The sequence below is a fragment of the Fructobacillus ficulneus genome (genome assembly GCF_001047075.2).
Classification (GTDB): domain Bacteria; phylum Bacillota; class Bacilli; order Lactobacillales; family Lactobacillaceae; genus Fructobacillus; species Fructobacillus ficulneus.
Genome location: NZ_DF968005.1, coordinates 1 through 19924, shown reverse-complemented (window position 1 = coordinate 19924; position 19924 = coordinate 1). Strand labels below are relative to the sequence as shown.

25 protein-coding genes and 1 other annotated feature are annotated in these 19924 nt (G+C 42.3%); of the genes, 1 reads left to right on the top strand and 24 read right to left on the bottom strand.

What is annotated here, in order from left to right:
- From AOQ29_RS08040 to miaA, 22 genes are all read right to left on the bottom strand, one after another.
- On the bottom strand, nt 1–99 hold a 99-nt coding region (locus tag AOQ29_RS08040; protein ID WP_242977436.1), incomplete at its 3' end, for a hypothetical protein.
- A complete protein-coding gene (gene hprK / locus AOQ29_RS04755; protein ID WP_061993376.1) occupies nt 92–1057 on the bottom strand; it encodes an HPr(Ser) kinase/phosphatase in 966 nt (321 codons plus the stop codon). The genes hprK and AOQ29_RS08040, both read right to left, overlap by 8 nt.
- A gap of 14 nt (nt 1058–1071) precedes the next feature.
- The gene (locus tag AOQ29_RS04750) at nt 1072–1413 is read right to left on the bottom strand and encodes a phage holin family protein (RefSeq protein WP_061993375.1); all 342 of its coding nucleotides are present in this window, start codon (nt 1411–1413) and stop codon (nt 1072–1074) included.
- 97 nt (nt 1414–1510) lie between these two features.
- Nucleotides 1511–2185 carry a phosphate signaling complex protein PhoU gene (gene phoU, locus AOQ29_RS04745; protein ID WP_061993374.1) on the bottom strand — a complete coding sequence of 225 codons (675 nt, stop codon included), beginning with the start codon at nt 2183–2185 and terminating at the stop codon, nt 1511–1513.
- A gap of 98 nt (nt 2186–2283) precedes the next feature.
- The gene (gene pstB, locus AOQ29_RS04740) at nt 2284–3051 is read right to left on the bottom strand and encodes a phosphate ABC transporter ATP-binding protein PstB (RefSeq protein ID WP_061993373.1); all 768 of its coding nucleotides are present in this window, start codon (nt 3049–3051) and stop codon (nt 2284–2286) included.
- Complete coding sequence (gene pstB, locus AOQ29_RS04735) at nt 3048–3812, bottom strand: phosphate ABC transporter ATP-binding protein PstB (protein WP_407645490.1); 765 nt, start codon at nt 3810–3812, stop codon at nt 3048–3050. Before pstB (AOQ29_RS04735) ends, pstB (AOQ29_RS04740) begins: the two co-directional genes overlap by 4 nt.
- A gap of 85 nt (nt 3813–3897) precedes the next feature.
- Nucleotides 3898–4782 (bottom strand): phosphate ABC transporter permease PstA, encoded by an 885-nt coding sequence (gene pstA / locus AOQ29_RS04730; RefSeq protein ID WP_061993371.1) that lies wholly within the window; start codon nt 4780–4782, stop codon nt 3898–3900.
- On the bottom strand, nt 4782–5705 hold the full coding sequence (gene pstC / locus AOQ29_RS04725; protein WP_061993370.1) for a phosphate ABC transporter permease subunit PstC: 924 nt from the start codon (nt 5703–5705) through the stop codon (nt 4782–4784). The genes pstA and pstC overlap by 1 nt, the downstream gene beginning before the upstream one ends.
- Before the next feature lie 8 nt (nt 5706–5713).
- On the bottom strand, nt 5714–6601 hold the full coding sequence (locus AOQ29_RS04720; RefSeq protein ID WP_061993369.1) for a phosphate ABC transporter substrate-binding protein PstS family protein: 888 nt from the start codon (nt 6599–6601) through the stop codon (nt 5714–5716).
- Between the two features lie 171 nt (nt 6602–6772).
- Nucleotides 6773–7888: a recombinase RecA gene (gene recA / locus AOQ29_RS04715; RefSeq protein WP_061993368.1), complete on the bottom strand. Its 1116-nt coding sequence runs from the start codon at nt 7886–7888 to the stop codon at nt 6773–6775.
- Between the two features lie 127 nt (nt 7889–8015).
- Nucleotides 8016–8594, bottom strand: coding sequence for a CDP-diacylglycerol--glycerol-3-phosphate 3-phosphatidyltransferase (gene pgsA / locus AOQ29_RS04710; protein ID WP_061993367.1), 579 nt, complete (start codon nt 8592–8594; stop codon nt 8016–8018).
- A gap of 7 nt (nt 8595–8601) precedes the next feature.
- The gene (locus AOQ29_RS04705) at nt 8602–9471 is read right to left on the bottom strand and encodes a helix-turn-helix domain-containing protein (protein ID WP_061993366.1); all 870 of its coding nucleotides are present in this window, start codon (nt 9469–9471) and stop codon (nt 8602–8604) included.
- A gap of 7 nt (nt 9472–9478) precedes the next feature.
- A complete protein-coding gene (gene yfmH, locus AOQ29_RS04700) occupies nt 9479–10744 on the bottom strand; it encodes an EF-P 5-aminopentanol modification-associated protein YfmH (protein ID WP_061993365.1) in 1266 nt (421 codons plus the stop codon).
- A gap of 17 nt (nt 10745–10761) precedes the next feature.
- A complete protein-coding gene (gene yfmF, locus AOQ29_RS04695) occupies nt 10762–12027 on the bottom strand; it encodes an EF-P 5-aminopentanol modification-associated protein YfmF (RefSeq protein WP_061993364.1) in 1266 nt (421 codons plus the stop codon).
- Between the two features lie 62 nt (nt 12028–12089).
- Nucleotides 12090–12929, bottom strand: coding sequence for an amino acid ABC transporter substrate-binding protein (locus AOQ29_RS04690; protein ID WP_061993363.1), 840 nt, complete (start codon nt 12927–12929; stop codon nt 12090–12092).
- Nucleotides 12926–13567: an amino acid ABC transporter ATP-binding protein gene (locus AOQ29_RS04685; protein ID WP_061993362.1), complete on the bottom strand. Its 642-nt coding sequence runs from the start codon at nt 13565–13567 to the stop codon at nt 12926–12928. Before AOQ29_RS04685 ends, AOQ29_RS04690 begins: the two co-directional genes overlap by 4 nt.
- Nucleotides 13568–13572: 5 nt before the next feature.
- Nucleotides 13573–14214 carry an amino acid ABC transporter permease gene (locus AOQ29_RS04680; RefSeq protein ID WP_061993361.1) on the bottom strand — a complete coding sequence of 214 codons (642 nt, stop codon included), beginning with the start codon at nt 14212–14214 and terminating at the stop codon, nt 13573–13575.
- A 75-nt stretch (nt 14215–14289) separates the two neighbouring features.
- Nucleotides 14290–14522 (bottom strand) — a binding site (T-box leader).
- A gap of 38 nt (nt 14523–14560) precedes the next feature.
- Complete coding sequence (gene mreD / locus AOQ29_RS04675) at nt 14561–15088, bottom strand: rod shape-determining protein MreD (protein WP_061993360.1); 528 nt, start codon at nt 15086–15088, stop codon at nt 14561–14563.
- Between the two features lies 1 nt (nt 15089).
- Nucleotides 15090–15944: a rod shape-determining protein MreC gene (gene mreC, locus AOQ29_RS04670; protein WP_061993359.1), complete on the bottom strand. Its 855-nt coding sequence runs from the start codon at nt 15942–15944 to the stop codon at nt 15090–15092.
- Nucleotides 15945–16032: 88 nt separating this feature from the next.
- Nucleotides 16033–17040, bottom strand: a complete 1008-nt coding sequence (locus AOQ29_RS04665) for a rod shape-determining protein (protein WP_061993358.1) — start codon at nt 17038–17040, stop codon at nt 16033–16035.
- Nucleotides 17041–17139: 99 nt separating this feature from the next.
- Nucleotides 17140–17313: a hypothetical protein gene (locus AOQ29_RS07800; protein WP_170124545.1), complete on the bottom strand. Its 174-nt coding sequence runs from the start codon at nt 17311–17313 to the stop codon at nt 17140–17142.
- On the bottom strand, nt 17303–18220 hold the full coding sequence (gene miaA / locus AOQ29_RS04660; RefSeq protein ID WP_061993357.1) for a tRNA (adenosine(37)-N6)-dimethylallyltransferase MiaA: 918 nt from the start codon (nt 18218–18220) through the stop codon (nt 17303–17305). Before miaA ends, AOQ29_RS07800 begins: the two co-directional genes overlap by 11 nt.
- 83 nt (nt 18221–18303) lie before the next feature.
- On the opposite strand from miaA, the gene AOQ29_RS04655 reads away from it, so the two are divergent.
- Nucleotides 18304–18489 (top strand): DUF3042 family protein, encoded by a 186-nt coding sequence (locus AOQ29_RS04655; protein ID WP_061993356.1) that lies wholly within the window; start codon nt 18304–18306, stop codon nt 18487–18489.
- 50 nt (nt 18490–18539) lie between these two features.
- On the opposite strand, the gene AOQ29_RS04650 is transcribed toward AOQ29_RS04655, so the two are convergent.
- The gene (locus tag AOQ29_RS04650; RefSeq protein WP_061993355.1) at nt 18540–18941 is read right to left on the bottom strand and encodes a rhodanese-like domain-containing protein; all 402 of its coding nucleotides are present in this window, start codon (nt 18939–18941) and stop codon (nt 18540–18542) included.
- A gap of 155 nt (nt 18942–19096) precedes the next feature.
- Nucleotides 19097–19795, bottom strand: coding sequence for an adaptor protein MecA (locus AOQ29_RS04645; protein ID WP_061993354.1), 699 nt, complete (start codon nt 19793–19795; stop codon nt 19097–19099).
- Nucleotides 19796–19924: the final 129 nt, after the last annotated feature.

Below are 19924 nucleotides of genomic sequence, written 5' to 3'. Positions count from 1 at the left end.
TCGGTGTGACCAAAGGTTAACCGTCACTCCGTTCTTTGCCATTGTATTTGCCAGCGCTGTTCCCCATGAACCCGCTCCAAGGACAGCTACTTTAGTCATGCTTACTTGCCTCTTCATCTTCTTTTTCGTTTTCTTTCATCGCCTGGTCCATCCGATTTTGGAGTGTAACCAAGGCATCGTAACCCATATTTTGAGTACGGAACTTAACAGCGGCAGCATCAATCACTGAAGCTGTGTTTCGACCAGGAGTTACGGGTACAACCATTTTTTTAATTTTGACACCTAAAATTTCTAGGTCGTCGTTTTCATTGCCTAACCGGTCAAAATTAGCTTCGCCAATCTTACCGTTCGACAAATGAATATTGAGCATGATTGAGGCATGGGAGCGAACAGAAACAGCCCCGTAGACCTGTTGAACATCAATAATTCCAACACCACGGACTTCCATCAAGTTTTGCAAAACTTCTGCTGGTTGCCCAATTAGCCGTTGCTCATCTTCTTGGTGAATATCGACACGGTCGTCAGCCACTAAGCGGGCCTTACCTTGTTGAATCAATTCCAGAGCTGATTCTGTTTTACCAATTCCAGCATCACCGGTAATCAAAACACCTAAGCCGTGCACATCGATTAAGACGCCATGAACAGATTGACGGGGAGCTAACTCACCACCTAAGTAATAGGTCATGTTGGACAAGATTTGTGATGAGGTCAAACGAGTATTCAAAATTGGAATATGGGCTTCATTAGCCGCCTGCTTCAATTCCTCGGCGATTGGCAGGTTTGTAGAAACCACAAAGGCTGGTGTCTGTTCGTCAGCCATTTTCCGATAAACCATTAATAGTTCATCATGACTCATCCGATCTGAGAAAGACGTCTCAGTAATTCCTAACAGTTGCACTCGTTCGGGAGCATAGTAAGTAAAGTACCCCGTCATTTCCAAACCAGGTCGTGAAATATCAGCCGTTGTAATTACCCGGTCCAGATATTCATGACCGGCCACAATCGTCAACCGAGTATTAGCAACCAAGTCCTTTACAGTTACTGTCTTTTGTCCCATTTTCTTGCCTCCATTTAAATTTTGTGTTTACCCATAAAAGTAAAATCAGCTACCGTCAAAAGTACTGCCACTTGCATTGCCCAACCAAATGAAGCAAAGGCAAAACCATGTATCAAATGTGCTGTCAGCTCTAGTAACAGCGTATTAATCACTAACATGAATAGTCCAAAGGTTAAAACAACTAGCGGTAATGACACAAAAACCAAAACTGGCTTAACAAGCCGTGTCAATAGTGCCAAGATGACTGCGGCCCCAGCAGCAGTTGCCATATTAGCTAATATGAAGCCATTGGGAAATAATAGTGCACAGGCCAGAAATACAGCCATATTGATGGCTGCTTGCATTACAAAACGCATAGGCCCTCCTTTTATTACATTTTCTTATGTCTCTATTATAACAAAGTTTGTGACCAAACAAAAAAGGAACCCGCTGGGTTCCTTTTGATTGTAGACCTTAGATAAAGTAATTGTAGCCAGGGTTTAATTCAATGATTTTACCTGTTCGCTTATAAACAATCCATTCAGCAATATCAGTTGTATAATCACCAATCCGCTTAATGTAGCCGGCAATTACCAGATAATCAGCAGCAGAATCAACTAATTCAGAATCTTCCTTCATTCCATCAACTGAATCTGTCCGTACCTGGGCAGCCGCATTGGACAACTGATGGTTCTTGGTAGCGATGTTTTCAGCACCCAAGGCATCGTTTTTAACATAGTAAGCCATGACTTCTGAAACCATCGAGGCAACTAATTCGCCCATTTCGCCTAACTGTTGCTCAACATCCTTCATGTGCTTCGTACCCTTAACACGAATAGTCGATGTCGCAATGTTTCGGGCTTGGTCACCCATTCGTTCAAGGACAGACACGGCCTTTAAAATGGTCACAATTTCACGCAAGTCGGTAGTCACAGGTTGGTACAACGCAATCATTTCAAATGACTTCTTTTCCAAAGCTGCTTCACGCTCATTGATTTTATAATCATGATCAATGATCTTATGAGCACCCTCACGGTCGTGGGTAATAAATGATTGAACGGCGGATTGAATAATCTTAGCGACCTGTTCACCCATTTCAGTAAAGGATGTATCCAAATCAGCTAGTTCTTCATCAAATAATCGACGCATGGCAAATTCCTTTCTAATAGCCTGGTTCTCTCATCCAGGCAAACGGTTAAAGTATTAATAGCTTACTACAATACCCTGGAATAATGTTAGCTCTACTGTTAGCCAAAACGGCCAGAAATATAATCGGCAGTTTCCTGCTTGTCAGGTTCTAGGAAGATTTTCCGGGTATCGCCTGCTTCAACCATATTTCCGTTCAAGAAGAAGACCGTCTTATCGGCAATCCGTGAGGCCTGTGACAAAGAATGGGTCACGATAATCATGGCATATTGGTCACGCAAAGACAGCAAAGTTTCTTCAATATTGTGAGCAGAAACGGGGTCCAAAGCTGACGTTGGTTCATCTAAGAGCAGCAAATCGGGCTTAGTAGCAAGAACTCGAGCGATAGAAACACGCTGTTGTTGGCCACCAGATAGACCCAAGGCAGACTTATTCAAGTCGTCTTTGACTTCTTCCCAAATTGAGGCGGCCTTGAGTGATTCCTCAACCGCTTGGTCCAAGACCTTTTTATCCTTAACACCAGCAATTCGCAAGCCAAAGGCGACGTTATCGTAAATTGAAAATGGGAAAGGATTAGGTTGCTGGAAAACCATGCCGACTTTCTTACGCAAATCAACCGTGTCCATCGTTGGGGCATATATGTCCTTGCCCATCAAATTAAATGAACCAGTGACCGTCACGTTGTCTTCCAAATCGTGCATCCGGTTAATTGCCCGCAAGTAGGTTGATTTTCCAGATCCTGAAGGACCAATCAACGCGGTGATGCCTTTTTTAGCAAAGTCTAAATCAATCCCGTGCAGGGCTTCTTTTTGACCATACCAAAGTTTAACGTTTCGAGTTTCTAAAATTGTTTCGATTTTTTCTGTCATCCAAAATTCCCCGAAATATAATCGTTAGTCAACTCAACCTTTGGACGAGTAAAGATTTTACGAGTCAAATCATACTCAATTACCTTTCCTTGGTTAAAGAAGGCCGTGTAGTCAGAAATTCGAGCCGCTTGCTGCATATTGTGCGTCACGATGATAATTGTATAATCCTTTTTCAACTCAAGGAGGGTGTCCTCAAACTTGGCTGAAGAGATTGGATCTAAGGCTGACGAGGGTTCGTCCAAGAGCAAAATATCGGGCTTTAAAGCCAAAGCTCGAGCAATAACCAACCGTTGAGCTTGTCCACCAGATAATGATAAGGCTGACTTGTTCAACTCGTCTTTGACTTGGTCCCACAAAGCAGCTTGCTTCAATGTTGTTTCAACAATCTCATCAAGCTCAGCTTTTGTATACTTACCCCGACGTGTCAGTGGAAAGGTAATATTGTCATAAATTGACTTGGCAAAAGGATTTGGTCGTTGGAAAACCATCCCAATATGACGGCGCATTTCATAAACATCGATATCTTTTGAATTGATATCCAAGCCCCGGTACCAAATATTTCCAGTCACGTTCGCAACGTCATCATTCATCCGGTTCAATGACCGCAAAAATGTTGATTTTCCAGAACCAGAAGCACCAATTAGAGATGTGATTTTGTAGCGTTCGAAACGCAAGTCGCCTTCGCTCAATGAAAGCTTATCGCCATAGCGAACTTGCAAGTTTTCAGTTGAAAGCGCGATTTCGTGCTTGCTTTCATCCATGTCATAGATGTAGCGCTCTGGCGCTGTTTCTGGGATGAACTCTGAAACTGGTTTTAATTCTTGACTTTTGTCTGTCATGGTAACCTCACGATTTTGTCAACTTCTTGTACAAAAGTTGTCCTAGACGCCGTGCACTAAAGTTGAAGAGCAAAACAACGATAATCAATACCGCTGATGCCCCAGCAGAAACGGCTGACAAATCTGGCATGATTCCTTCTGAGTTAATTTTCCAGATGTGAACCGCCAATGTTTCGGCAGGCCGGAATGGTGATAATGGTGATGCCGTATTGAACGGGTTCCAATCACCAAAGTTCAAGGCTGGTGCTGATTGACCGGCTGTGAAAATCAAAGCCGCCGCTTCACCGAAGACACGACCAGCAGAAATCACGACCCCAGTCACGATTGAAGGCACAGAAGCTGGCAAGATGATGTGAATCACCGTTTCAAACCGTGACAAACCAAGTGCGGCCCCCGCTTCACGTTGCAAGTCCGGAATTTGGCTCAATGATGTTTCAATTGACCGAGTCAAGATTGGCAAATTAAAGAACGTTAAGGCGATGGCTCCAGAGATAATTGAAAAGCCCAACTTGAACTTCACAACGAAAATCAAGAAACCAAAGAGTCCCACAACAACTGATGGCAATGAAGACATCACTTCAATCGCTGTACGAACAATTGAAATCCAAATACTTGGCTTGGCGTATTCATTCAAATACATGGCCGCAAACAAAGCAATTGGGAAAGAAATTAGCATGGCTAAAATCAAAAGGTAGAAGGAATTAAAGAGTTGAATTCCAATTCCACCACCAGCCTCAAAGGACCGGGCTTGGGCAGTTAAAAAGTGCCAAGATAGGTGCGGTAACCCTCGAACTAAAATAAAGGCGAGCATTGCTACCAGCACAAGGACAACAGATCCCGCGATAGCGTAAATCACGGCTGTCGCAATTTTATCAGCAGTCTTTGCATTCATTACTTCAGTTCTCCTTTACGACCAATCAAACGGATCAAGAGGTTAAAGACCAATGACATCAGCAACAAAATCATTGCTAATGACCACAAAACATTGTTTTGTAGGGTTCCCATGACCGTATTTCCAATCCCCATTGTGAGGACAGAGGTCAATGTTGCGGCCGGTGCTACCAAAGAAGTTGGCATCATGGCTGAGTTTCCAATGACCATTTGCACTGCCAATGCTTCACCAAAGGCCCGAGCCATTCCAAAAACAATGGCCGTTAAAATTCCTGGTGTCGCTGCTCGCAAAATGACCTTGTAAATCATTTGCCAGCGGGTGGCCCCAATGGCCAAAGCTGATTCCCGGTAATGACGGGGTACGGCCTTCAAAGTATCAACAGTCATTGAGGTAATGGTTGGCAAAATCATGACGAACAAAACGATTGTTCCAGACAAGATTCCTAACCCAGTACCACCAAAGAGTGCCCGAACTGCCGGTACAACAACCGTTAAACCAATTACTCCATAAACAACAGATGGAATTCCAACAAGCAATTCGATGACGGGTTGCATAATCTTTGCTCCCCGCTTCTTGGCGATTTCTGTCATGAAGACAGCTGTTCCAATCGCAAACGGTGTCGCGATTAAAGCAGCCAAGAAAGTAACTGCCAATGAACCAACAATCAAAGGCAAGGCGCCAATTCCTGGTTGGTTAGTCTTGGGGTCAACGACGCTAGGGTTCCAGTTCGTGCCAAACAAAAACTTTGAAACGGAAACCTTATCCGTAGTGAAGGTTGCGATTCCTCGGGTCATGACAAAACCGAAAATTAAAACAACGACTGACGTAATCAGCAGCAATGCCATTCCTGAAATAATTTTTCCAAAACGATCTTGTTTAGTTGATAAGGACGTCTTTTTAATTTTTTCTGTAATCAGATCCATTAGTTGCCTTAGCCCTTCTTAACAGTAATGCGACCATTTAAGTCACGGTCAATCTTCATATTTGACGTTGAGATATAACCCAACTTAGGAACATAGTTCTTTTGAACCTTATCAGATTCGAAGAACTTCAAAAACTTAGCGACTTCACCAGTTGGCTGTCCCTTAGTATAAATGTGCTCGTATGACCAGATTGGGTACGTTCCGTTTTCAACGTTTGTATCCGTTGGCTTGACACCATCAATGCTAACTTGGTTAACAGCATCAGACTTGTATGCAAAAGACACATAAGAAACTGCCCCTGGCGTACTCTTAACAATTGACATCACCATTCCTGATGAGTCCTGTTCTTGAGCGGTCTTACTCTTTTGACCACCCATGGCCCACTTTTCAAAAGCGGCCCGGGTTCCAGAACCAGCGGCACGGTTGACCAAAACTACTGGTAGATCCTTACCACCGACTTCCTTCCAGTTTTTAATTTTACCTGTAAAAATTTCAGTTAATTGTGTCAGCGTTAAATTCGTGACACCGACATTTTTGTTCACAATTGTTGTGATTCCTGTTACTGCAACTCGATGATCGACTAAGTTTTTAGTATCAATCCCCTTTTTCTCTTCAGCATAGAGGTCCGAGTTTCCTAATGAGACGGCTCCCTGTGCAATTTGCGACAGTCCAGTACCACTTCCACCACCTTGAACAGTGACGGAAATACCGGGATGAGACCGTTGATAGTCTTCACCCGCAGCTTCTACTAAGGGTTGCAATGCAGTTGAGCCAACTGCACTAATTGGTGCGGTGTTGCCATGCTTATCACGATTTTGATAGGCCAAACCTAAAATGATAGCAAGAACAACGACGACAGTGGCCAATATCCATGACCCACGATGCGATCTTTGCATGGTGCCTCTTCTCCCAATGGGTGCAAAAGATTATCCTACAACAACAGTTGCTCTGAAAAAAGAAAATGAACAGTATGAAGACAAATAATTCACTTTAACTCAGAACAAACACATTATAACAAAAAAAGCGTTTCACAACGCTTTCAAAAAATTAATTTATCATTAGAATTTTTAAATAATCGGCTCATCAGTTAAGCCGTCATCCTTGATATCATCAGCCTTTGCATCAGTTTCATCCGGACCAGCTTCTGTTGCCTTTTTGTCACCAATTCCATAGGCATCCCGAACTTGAGTGTAGATATCTGCTCGTAATTCAGCGTGCTCAGGATCATCAAGGTATTCCTTAGCCTTTTCACGGCCTTGGCCAATTCGTTCACCATTATAGGCATACCAAGCACCGGCCTTATCGATAATATCTTGTTCGACAGCCAGGTCAAGAATCTCACCAGTCTGGGAAACACCCTTACCGTACATGATATCGACTTCGGCCACACGGAAAGGTGGGGCAACCTTGTTCTTGACAACCTTGACCTTGGTCAAGTTTCCAGTTACTTCGGCCCCGTCTTTAATCTGAGTTGACCGACGGATTTCCAAACGAATAGTTGAATAGAACTTCAATGCCCGACCACCCGGAGTTGTTTCCGGATTTCCAAACATGACACCAACTTTTTCACGTATCTGGTTAATAAAGATGGCAATTGTTCCTGTTCGGTTCAATGTCCCAGCAAGCTTACGCAAGGCTTGCGACATTAACCGTGCCTGTAAACCAACGTGGGCATCACCCATTTCACCTTCAATTTCCACTCGGGGAACCAAGGCAGCCACGGAATCGACAACAATCATATCGACGGCACCAGATTGAACCAAAGCATCAGCAATTTCCAACCCTTGTTCACCAGTATCGGGCTGTGAAAGCAACAACTCGTCCTTTTTAACACCCAAAGCTTCGGCATACTTCACATCCAAAGCGTTTTCAGCATCAATATAGGCAGCTGTTCCACCATTTTTTTGAATTTCAGCTACGGCGTGAAGGGCGATTGTCGTCTTACCTGAAGATTCAGGGCCATAAACTTCAACAATTCGTCCCTTCGGATAGCCACCAACACCTAATGCCACATCCAACTTAACAGATCCAGATGGTGAGGTTTCGATTTGGGTGGTGACGTTGTCACCAAGGGTCATAATCGATCCCTTACCAAAGTTTTTTTCAATTTTTTTAAGGGCTTCATCAAGAGCAGCCTGGCGGCCGTCCTTTTTGCTATCAGCACTTGTTTTTTTTGCAACCATGAGTGATACTCCTTCAATGTCTACCAATAGTGTACGAATATTTTCGAAAAAAAGCAAGGTCTAATCGAACATTTGTTCGTATCTATTCGCTTGTTTTATAATTGTACGAAAAAAAGCGCCGTAGCGCTTATAATCCGTCTGAGAAAACTGAACGGCTTTTCCAGAAATATTCGAGACCTGAATAAATTGTAAAGATCACCGCTAAGTAAAGCAGGATGTCTCCAATCGGAAAGTCAATTAAGCCAAATGGCCAATTCTTCAGGTACAAGAAGACAATGGCAAACATTTGAGAAAATGTTTTGATTTTTCCGGGCCAGGCCGCAGCCATGACCGTACCATTATTTTCAACGACCAATGTTCGCAAGCCAGTCACAGCGAGTTCACGAATCACGATCACGGCTGTTACCCAGGCGGGTACTTGGTGGAAAGAAGTTAAGTAAATCAAGGCCGTCATGACCAACAACTTATCAGCCAATGGGTCAAAGAACTTACCAAAGTTAGTCACTAAGTGTTGACGTCGGGCGATTTGACCGTCCAAAAAATCAGTAATACATGCTACAGCAAAAATAATTGCCGCCACAACCCAAATTACTGAAAGGTTTAGGTCATGGTTAATAACGGTTGCGTGTTTTGAAAAGGCCAAAACAACCATAAAGACAGGGATTAAAATAATCCGAAAAACCGTTAATTTGTTAGGTAAATTCATTCTATTCTCACTTATTAAAATTCAAGACGACATTCCAAGTCGTCGCTGCCGGATTAGTTGGTAGGTTTGGAATATCAACGTGTTGGCTGTCATTCAAAGTCAAATCGGCATGGCTAACCTGTGACAACTGAATATTGATGATTGGCGTATTAGCTGGCAAATCAATTGTCTGTTCAGTATTTTGGTTCATCCAGGCGTTGTACAAAACCTTACCAGTTCCGTCAGTAACCTTCAAAGTTGTGCCACCATTTTGAGCCTTAACCAATAACTTGTGGTCGTTGGTGAGCTGACTAGCAACATTATAAGTCGTTGTTAGCTGGGCAACATTGGTTTGTGCTGTTCCCATTGTCAAAGCATTTTTATTACTTGATGATGAGGCGGCTGAAGATGACGATTGTGGTACTGAAGATGAGGTAACCTCAACTTGACTGTTTGACCCAGACTGGTTTGACCCTGAGCTAACTCGGGTCACAACAAACCAAGCCAAAAATAGGCCGACAGCTAAAATAATCAATAACCAAATCTTTGGAATCCAACCACGGAATTTTGATTTGAAAGTCATTGTCGTATTTGTGCCCGCACGAACAACACCATCATCGTCTCGGTGAGCATGTGATAAATCATTAATGATTTGTGGGTCAAAGTCGGCTTCCTCAAAAAATTCATCTGGATTCAAGCCAACTGCCTTGGCATACTGCTTGGCGAATGCTCGAGCATAAAACTGCTCTGGTAATGAGTCTTCATCATTATCTTCAATTGCACGCAAAAATTTAGGCTGAATTTTAGTAATTTCAGCTAGTTGGTCAAGTGAATAACCTTTTGCTAACCGTGCTGCTTTTAATTCTTGACTAAGGTCACTGGTAAAATATTCGGTCATTTTTCTCTTACTTTTCTAATACTAAACGTGTCAACCGCCCACTTTTAAAGAGGTGGTGACCACATTCGACAACATCATCTAAGCAAAAACCCGTTATTAGTTTCATTTTATCAAATAGTGATAAACCATACAAGGCTAAATCTTCATCAAGCCCTAACCGATCAGGTACATTTTGACTGGCTAAATTTTGACCGGCCACGGCCTTTTGAATTCGCTCAAAATCATCTTGGCTTTGGAGCAAAACTGTTTCTGCCTCTTCAAAACGAGCCTTTAAAACTGAATAGACCTGATCTTGGTTATCGCCGTCTGCAAAGAGGGCCAGGTACTGATACTGATTCAAACTATTATATTCGTAATCAAAATCATCCCCAAATATTCCTGCTGCATACTGGTCTTGGAACCAATCGGTTTGATCTCCAAAGACCAAATCTAGGCAGAGGTCTGCTAACAAGACTTCGCGCACTCGTTCTAAATCGGTCAATTCTGGTGAATTTTCGGCTAGTCGTAACCCATAGACCCCCTTGGTAACAGAGACCGGAAAGTTCTTTCTTTGATCGAATACAACCTGAGGACTTAATTTCTCTTCGGGCACAATAACCGTTTGTGGGCTACCAGCAACCTTTGCTTCTGTCTTTTCAATCAAGGCAGCAATGTCGCTGGTTTTAAAATTCCCTACAACGGTTAGTTGCAGATTCTTTGGCTGATAAAAGGCACTTTGAATTTGGTACAACAAGTCAGCCGAAATTTTTTTCAAACTAGCAGAACTACCAGCAATGTCTTGACTCAAGGCCGAACCAGGATAGAGCAAGTTCAAAATTCCCTGATATAACTGCCAAAGCGGATCATCCTGATAGAGATTAATTTCTTCTTCAATAATTCCCCGTTCACGGTCAACTTTTTCCTGGTCAAAGTATGGCTCTTGAACAAATGTTAGTAACCAAGAAAGGCTTTCTTCGACCTGACTAGTGGCCGTAAAGTAATAAGTCGTTTGCTTTGACCCTGTAAAAGCATTCGCATCGGCACCCAAGTTAGTAAATTTAACTAAGGCATCCCCCTCTTTTTTGTCAAAAACCTTGTGTTCCATAAAGTGTGCAGTTCCGGCTGGAATGTCAATCTTCTGGCCCGAACCAATTTTAAATTCTGTTGTTAACGCCCCAAACCGTGCCGTCAGTGCCCCTAAAAATTGATGGTAGCCAGGTTTTTGAATCAAATTCACAGCTAACCCTGTCGTTGTTTGAAAGCGATAGACGCTTTTAGATTCTTCTTTTTTCACAGCTATCTTCTTCCTCGCTATTCTGGTTGGAGCACGTAGGTTGTTTGTGGTGTCAATCGTTGAGCAATCAATTGCACGTCAACAGTTTTAACAGCCCGAACGCCCTTAATAAAGTCTGCCTCGCTCGTCTCTCGTTGTTTTAAGCTTTGTGCTGCTAACGAGACAACCCGAAAGTTCGGTGAATCTTGACGAACTAAGTAGTCATTGATCAAAACCTTTTTCGCATTTTCCACCGCTTCGCTGCCAATATCATCAGATTGCATGAAGTTGATTTGTTGGCGAATTAGGTCTTGAACCTTGTTGAGGTTACGGGCGTCAAAACCGGCCACTACGGTAATCAAATCAAGGTCTGATTGGTACCGAGATGAGACGTTGTAGGCTAGGCTATACTTTTCTCGAACTTGGGTAAATAACCGACTAGCGGGACTAGCACCAAATATTGTATTAAAAATTAACGTCGCATAATGGTTTTGTTGGTGTGATTCTGCTTGATCACCATGTAATTGATAATTTTGGACAAGAACTGCTTGAGTCAAATCTTTCTTCTTTTGATTTAACGTCAATTCAGGCCCTAGTTTTGGTTTTTCCACAGTAAGTGTCTGACGGTTTTCATTGTCGGGCCAAGGCCAGGATTTAAAAATATTCGCCAAGTCTGCAGTTTTGACATCACCAACTACCGAGACAACGACTTGGTCCAGGTTCAACATTGCAGACTGAGCTCTTTGGAGGTCAGCAAGGCTGAGATGACGGACTTCCTCTACACTACCTAAGACAGATTCCTGGGCAGCCGGGTCAGCAAAAGTAATTTCACGGGCCTGATCTAGTGCCAATAAAACCTTATCGTCTTGACGTCCCAGGATTGCTTGAATAAGATTTTGCTTTTCTTGGTCCAAAACCGCCTGGCTATCTGAACTCTGCCAGTCAAAATTAAAAATCATTTCTTTCAGAAAATCGAGGCTTTGTACCAATAGGTCTGCTGATTCTGGCAGCAGACCGGGTTGAATAATTTGCAAAGAAACCGTTAGCAAGTTTAAATCACCTAAGCTAGAAACCTTAGTTTGGAAGCCAGCCCCAAAGTTATCAATCAAGGCTTCTGAAACGAGCCTTTGATTGGGATACTTTTTAGAAGATACAGCCATTAAATACGACAAAAGGGCTCGCTTAGCGGATTCCCCCTTTTGGGCCTTGCTAGCAAAAGTAATTGTCAGATTAATTGTTTGGAATTGCTGGCTTAGTTGGTGAACCAGGCTGATTCCAGGTGCTATCGTTGTCGTTTTTTTCATATGCTTATCTTACCCGATTTATTCCCAATAAAAAACGCCTTTCGGCGTTTTGTAAAGGATTATTAATTTTTAGCGAACCACTTATTCTGCAAGTTGTTCAAGAACCCATCCTTAGTCAACTTGGTTAGTTCTTTGTTAACCGCCTTGCGTAATTTGACATCACCCTTTCGGAAACCAACAACATCTTGGGTTTCAGGGAAAGACCCCTTCAAAACTTCATAATCATCCGGGTTAGCCTGGTGACTAATGTAGTAACGAGCATAGTCTTCATCAACCAATAAACCATTGATTCGACCAGCATTCAGGTCGGTAAAGGCCTTATCAAAGGTATCGTACTCAACTGGTTTTTGCCCCTTAATGTATTGCTTCAAGACCTTCGGTTCATCGTTTAGGACTGTTTCCCCTGATGAACCCGTTTGTGCCCCTAAAATCTTACCAGACATGTCTGAGAACTTATCGATACCCTGGCCCTTTTTCACAACAACCGACATTGCCACGTTATGATAGACCTTTGAAAAGGCAACCTGCTTCGCCCGTTCCGGTGTCTTCGTATAGCCGTTCCAGATAGCATCGATATTTCCTGTGTTCAATTCAGTTTCCTTCATCGACCAGTCAATTGGCTGCCACTTAACCTTGATGCCCAAGTCAGCAAAGACCTTGTTGGCCAAATCAATGTCAAATCCTTCTAGTTGACCAGACTTGTCGCGGAAGCCCATTGGCACAAAGGTATCGTCCAAACCAATCGTAATCGACTTGTTGGCCTCAATTTTAGACCAAGTATCCTTGGTATCGGCATGACTATCCTTTGGCTTCGTCAGAAAGGCAACGCAGCTAACAACAATTGCTAGAAAGGCAACAATCACAATTGTATTCACAATGATTTTTTTCTTCATAGAAATCATGACCGCCGGACCTCCTTTTCAAAATCAAAGACAGTATCGGCAACCTGGTCGGCGAACGGCAAGTCGTGGGTCACGACTAATTGCGTAACTCCGGCTTTTTTCAAGTCGAGCATGACCTGAACAACCTGGTCGGTTGTCTTGCCATCTAATCCTGAGGTTGGTTCGTCGTAGGCAATAATTTGGGGATTCATGGCCAAGGCCCGGGCAATCCCAACTCGTTGCTTTTGCCCACCAGATAACTGGTATGGATATGAATCGGCCTGTTCAGTTAGGCCCAATGTCTCTAATAGCTCGTCTGCTTTAGTATTGGCCTCAGCCGCACTAACTTTGTTCACTGTCATTGGAGCTAAGGTCAGGTTCTTTCTAACTGTTAGGTGCGGAAACAGGTTAAAGTCTTGAAAAATCAAGCCAATCTTAGCTGCTAGTGCTGGATCACCCACCTGGTAAGTCTGGCCATTTAAGTCAATCTCACCAGCTTGGGCGTCTTCTAACCCAGTTAGTGTCTTGATCAAGGTTGTTTTTCCACTTCCTGAAGGTCCAGTGACAACCAAAATTTCGGCATCCTCAAGGTCCAATGAAAGGTCTTTAAAAATCACCTTGTCACCATAGGTCTTGGTTAAATTTTTAATTTTAATCATCTTTTTTACCTCCAGACATTCAAGCGCTTCTCGCTGTAGCGTAGAGCGAGTGTCACAATGGCTGTCATAATCAAGTACAGCACACCAACAATCACGTAAGGAACCAACGAAACATCACGTGCCGCTGCAATTGATCCGGCACGGAGGATGTCCCCCAAACCAATCACGTAAATCAATGATGTATCCTTTACCAAGTTCACGACTTCGTTTCCAAAAGAAGGAACGACAATCTTAATCACCTGAGGCAATACGATTTTGAAAAAGGTTTGAATTTTGTTCAAGCCTAAGACTTGGGCGGCATCAAATTGGCCCTTAGGAATTGCTTGTAAGCCACCACGGAAAATTTCAGCCAGATAGGCCGCATAGTTAATAATAAAGGCAAAGGCGGCTGCATCAAAACGAGTAAAGGTTACCCCAACCATGGCCAAACCATAGTAAATAAAAATCAATTGGAGCAACAAGGGCGTTCCTCGCATTAACCAGATATAGCCGTTAACCAACCAACGGATACTAAAGTATGGCGACCGCATGGCTAAGGAAACAACAATCCCCAATGGGATTGAACCGATAATAGTAACAAAGAAAATTCCCAGCGTCATTTTGAGGCCGGCTGTGATGTTCGGTAAAATTTCAAAAAAATAATTCATTTGGATTTCCCCACTTTCAAAAAATATGGATTAAAACGATGGGAAATAGAAAAAGCCCCCTAAGTGCCGTAGCACTTAGAGGGCGAATAGACGCGGTCCCACCTCTTCGTTGTTCCTTTATCACTAAAGAAACCTCGTGGCGTTAGTCTCCTAACGGCCGGTGCGATAACGGACACAACCGATGCTACCTACTTAAGGTTCAATAGCACACTCCCAGGGGTGGTTCACCAAGACATCTTACTTACTCGCAGTTCCCGTAAGCTTCCTGAAAAGAATGTCTCGACTACTCGCCTAGTCAACGTTTTAATTATTGTCATTATACCCAGCAATTTTTTAAAAAGCAAGGTTAGATTAATCTTTGGTACCAAGACCAGACTGGATAATAGCCAATCGCTGCAATGATCAAATTCATTACCGCAGTTGGTAGGAGTTCTTTGACCAAAAACGGGATCAAAGATAAGTTCGAAATATTAATTAATGATCCAGCTAAATAGGTTACTACAAAATAAACAGTTATCCCGATTAGCAGCAATAGCAAGCCAGACATCAACCGTTCATCGAAGAATGGCCGTAACTTAAGCATAACGACAGCTGCTCCAAGGAAAGCGACCGTATAAGTTCCTAAAATCCCCGTATAGTAAATATCAAACAGCAAACCAATCCCGATGACATAAAAATAAAAAGGTACATGGTCAGCAACTTCAAATTGAATGCCATAAAACAACCAAATTAGGGTCAAGGTTGGCACGATATGAAATGGCGGATGGAGCAAAAGTGTGCCAAATGATGACATCAAATTTCCGTCGATTAAAAATAATAATACTAAAACAATTGGATAAACTATTTTTATTCGCACAAAACGCCAACTTGCCATATTATGATCCTACCTCTGTTTTCGCAACTAAGACCGAACTTATCCGTGATAAGTCTGAGCTTGGTTGGATATAAATTTTACGCGATAATCCATAATCGTCAGTTGTTACCTTGGAAACCTTACCAACTAAGATACCATCTGGCATCAAACCACCAAGGCCTGAGGTAACAACCTTATCACCTGGGTTAACGGCTTGGGTTTCGGTAATTTGACCCATAATCAACAATTTTTGATTAGCATCATAGTCAGTCAAAATTCCGTTCACATCACCCTGACTACCTTTGATGGTAATTGCAAAGCGGTTAGTATCTTCACTGTTATCTGATACCAGGGTAACCTTTGAGTTAACGGTGTTAACTTCAGAAATTCGACCAATCAAACCGCTGTCACCCATAACAGGCATACCCTTTTTCAGACCAGACTTAGCACCCTTATTAATCACTAATTGCGATTGCCAAGTGGTTGGTGACCGAGCAATGGTCACTGCTGATACCGTTTCATAGTCCGTCAAAGTCGCCTTCAAACCTAGTTGGTTCTTCAAAGACTTATTTTCTGCTTCAAGCGTCTGTAATTTGACTTGGTTTTGAGCATAGCCGTTCAACTTTGATTTTAATTTTTTATTTTCTTCGAAAGTTGATAAAAGATTTGAAACCGAATTGGCCCTTGTTCCGATGGCATTAGTTGGTACAGAAATTACGCTGGAAACACCACCAGTAACATCATTCAACACTCGTTGAAAAAGTGGCGGCGTGTTCGTCTTATTAGCCCACCAATTTGAGCCAGTAATTAACCCCACAATAACCAAACAGCTAACCATCAAAATAACCGCTGTTTTGGATGAGAATAACTTACGCATGAAATATTCCTTCCCAGTTTAACTGACCTGACAAGAAAAGCGCAGCGCAAGCGCTACGCTTTCTTGAGCAGATATTTTGACTAATCGATTAACTGCGTTGGAAAACTTCCAACGACTTCAATGATTCACCAACACCCTTAACAACGGCATCTAGTGGATCTTCAGCAACAATAACTGGGACCTTAGTAACGCCTTCAATTAAGGTCGTCAAACCACGTAATTGTGCTCCACCACCAGTCAAGACCATTCCATGGTCAATAACATCGGCAGAAATTTCAGGTTGTGTTGATTCCAACGTTTCGCGAATTGAGTTAACAATGGCGTTAATTGGGTCTTGAATTGACTTAGCAACGTCAATTGCCTGAACTTCAATCGTCTTTGGCAAACCAGTCAACAAATCACGACCACGAGCAGTTGTTGGTTCCATTGTCATTGCGTCTTCAAGAGAAACAGTTCCAACTTCAATCTTCAAACGTTCAGCAGTTGATTCACCAATTGCCAAGTTGTAGTTATTACGGATGTAAGAAGTGATTGAATCATTCAACTTATCACCAGCAAAGCGAGTTGACCGGGCTGCTACAATTCCGCCTAATGAAATTGTCGCAACATCAGTCGTTCCCCCACCCAAATCAACAACCATTGATCCAGTTGGTTCCATGACTGGCAAACCGGCACCAATAGCAGCTGCAAATGGTTCTTCGATGACGTATGCATCCTTTGCACCCGCAACGCGAGCAGCATCAATCACTGCACGACGTTCCACGGCTGTGATACGTGCTGGAACACCCAAAGTCACATAAGGCTTACCCACGCGACCACCAAGGGCCTTATTCAAGTAATAAGAAATCATGGCAACAGTTGTGTCATAATCAGCGATAACACCATCACGCATTGGGCGAATGGCCGCAATACTTGCTGGAGTCCGTCCCAACATTGCCCGAGCTTCTTCACCGACTGCAATAACTTCTTGCGTCTCAGTGTTCCGTGCAACAACAGAAGGTTCACGTAAAACGATTCCCTTACCTTCGACGTATACATAAGTATTTGTCGTTCCTAAATCAATACCAACGTTATGTTGTCCAAATGATAATGCCACGATTTTGCCTCTCAGTGATAACTGATTTATCAACCAGTTCTATTTTTTGTATAGTTTACTTAATTGTTATTGTAGCACACTTTAGTCAATTGATAGTGCCTATTTTGTGCGAATATAGGTGACTTGACCTGCGCGTTGAGCAATGCCCTTTACCGCGTTTTGGTATGGAAAGGCTGACCAAGCCTTTTGAAAAGCCGGAAAACTTTGTGGATTGATTTCAATTTTGTCAATTTCACCATTTTTTAGGTCGATTAATGCTTGCTCATAGCCCATGCTTAGTCTCCTTCATTGCTTTAAAATCTGCTATCGCCTGGTCTGCTTCGCTTAATGCGTTCCGGCCGTCAATCCATTGTAAACCAGGAATTTGATGACGCCAATATGTTAACTGACGTTTGGCGTATCGGCGCGAGTTTTGCTGTATTTGACTAACAACCTCATCGAGTGTCGCCTGCCCTTCAAAGTATGGGTAAAATTCCGCATAGCCAATTCCGCGTCCGGCTTGAATTGTCCTTCCACCCAAATCAAATAAAAGACGGGCTTCAGCCTCCAAACCCTGGTCGACCATCAAGCCAACCCGACGGTTAATTCGGTCGTAGAGGACCTCTCTCGGCCAATCAGGGGCCAAAACCAACGGATTGTAGTTGACAGTCCTTGCCGGTCGCTCTGTTCGACCATTTTTAGCAATTTGAGTTGCCCGAACTAACCGAGCCCGATTATTCAAATCAACATGACTGATGAAATCCTGGTCAGCAAGATTTTTTAATTCAGCTTGTAATTCTGCGATTGACTTCAGATTTGCCGCTGCAACCTCTTCCGGGTTTGATTTAGCATAGTCTAATGGTTGAAAGCCCAACAAGGCTTTGACATAAAACCCGGTCCCACCGACAATCACCGGTACTTTACCAGCTGCCGAAATTTCTTCAATTGCCTGGTCTGCCAAATCAATAAAATTTGCAACCGAAAATTCTTCTGTCGGTTCACACAAATCTAACAAATGATGGCTAATGCCATCACGTTCAACAACTGGAGTTTTGGCAGTCCCAATATCAAGTTGCTTGTACACCTGCATTGAATCTGCGGAAACAATTTCTCCGTTATATTTTTTGGCAATGGCTAGTGCCAAGTCCGATTTTCCGGAAGCGGTAGGACCCGCAATGACAATGATTGGAATACTTTGCATGATTTCTCCAATTAAAAGGGATTTACAAAATCTATAATTTAAACGATAATGATACTAATAAATGAAACACGGAGGAAATGTTAATGAAAAATGGATTTAAACTTGGTCTTGCTACAGGAGTATTGGGATCTGCACTTGCTGCCCTTTCAACGGGGTTCGGATATCGTAAGTTTGTACAGGCACCAAAGAAAAAAGAACAAGAACACTATGAAGAAGTTTCTAAAGCAGCAGTTCGCAAATCAGTCGCTGCTCACCAATCTCGTTTTTAAACTTAATAAGTTTTGTCCGAAAAAAAAGAATCGCCAAAGCGATTCTTTTTTTAACGCTTTTTAGCATCAACAAAACGTTGGTAACCACCAGCCATCAAGAAAATCTGGCTCTTAGCTAAGCCTTCTTTACGTAAGTGCTTAGCTACTGAGCTGGCTCCTTGCAAGCTATCACCATACAAGTAAACCGCAGTATCATGGCGTAACCCTGACTTACCTTGAGAAAAAGACATTGTCGGCATATTACGTGCGCCTTTTAAGTGACTACGCTTATAAGGAGCTTTTTCACGAACATCAATTAATTGGCCATGACTATCCTCTTGCTTTTGAATAAAATCATTTGCCTTCAAAACTGTACCGCGTTGCTTAGCCAAAAAACGTGTAACGAAAGTATTGATAACATAGAAAGCAAACCATAAAACCAAAACCCAAGTGACAATCATCAAAATATTCATTAACATACTCCAGTGTTTAATAATACTGACATTATACATGAAAAAGTCTAGGTTGCACAATAACTAATGCGATAATTATTAGTTCTAAAATAAAAAAGACTATTCATTTGACCTTTAAAATCAAATAATAATCCATCGATATTTCATCATTAAAATCATAAGAAGAATAGTTCTTTAATATTCTTAACCGCCTGGTTAATAAAGAGTCCTTGACCATGTTCTTCAAGAACATCATAGCTGATTTTAGTCAGGCGACCAAATTCAACTAATTTAGCCCTAAACGTGTCATAATCGTCGGCAGTAAATTCCATTCCACGTGAATCAAATAGGAAATAATACCGGCCTTGATAAGCATAAAGGCTATTATAACCATCAAATTCATCCAGCCAATCAACCAAACTCAAAACTTGTTCAAAACTTGCTAACTCAATAAAATCAGCATGAGCAACAATATCATCAGACTGCTCCTGATTTGGTCCTTCATCGTTTGAAAGCAAAGCCATCTTTTTATCCAATGGCACATCATCAATCGATTCGGTGCTCTCTTGATGATTCAGTTGATCATCAACATCATCGCCAACAATATTAGCCAAAAGGCTACTTAATGCCTCCTCATCACCGACACGGGAGATAAAGAGTTCCAAACCATTTTGATTTGGTAGCACTTGAAAAGAAAGCTTGTCATTATTAACAAAATCTTGGCCAGTATCAATTTCGGCAAGAATATTATAAAAAAAGGATTCAATCTTGTCACGATCGCTAAGTAAATCGCGCACAGAAGTACCACGGTCTTGTAGGTCTTCGTTGCCGATCATAACCCGGATTGTATTATCATTGATTCGTTCCATTTCCATAAGCATTCACCTCAACTTTGATTAACTACAATGCCAAAGCAAAGCATCCTGTAACTATTTACTATATTTTAAACGTAATATAAATAAAAAACAACAGAAGAACTGACATTCATCAATTCCTCTGCTGCT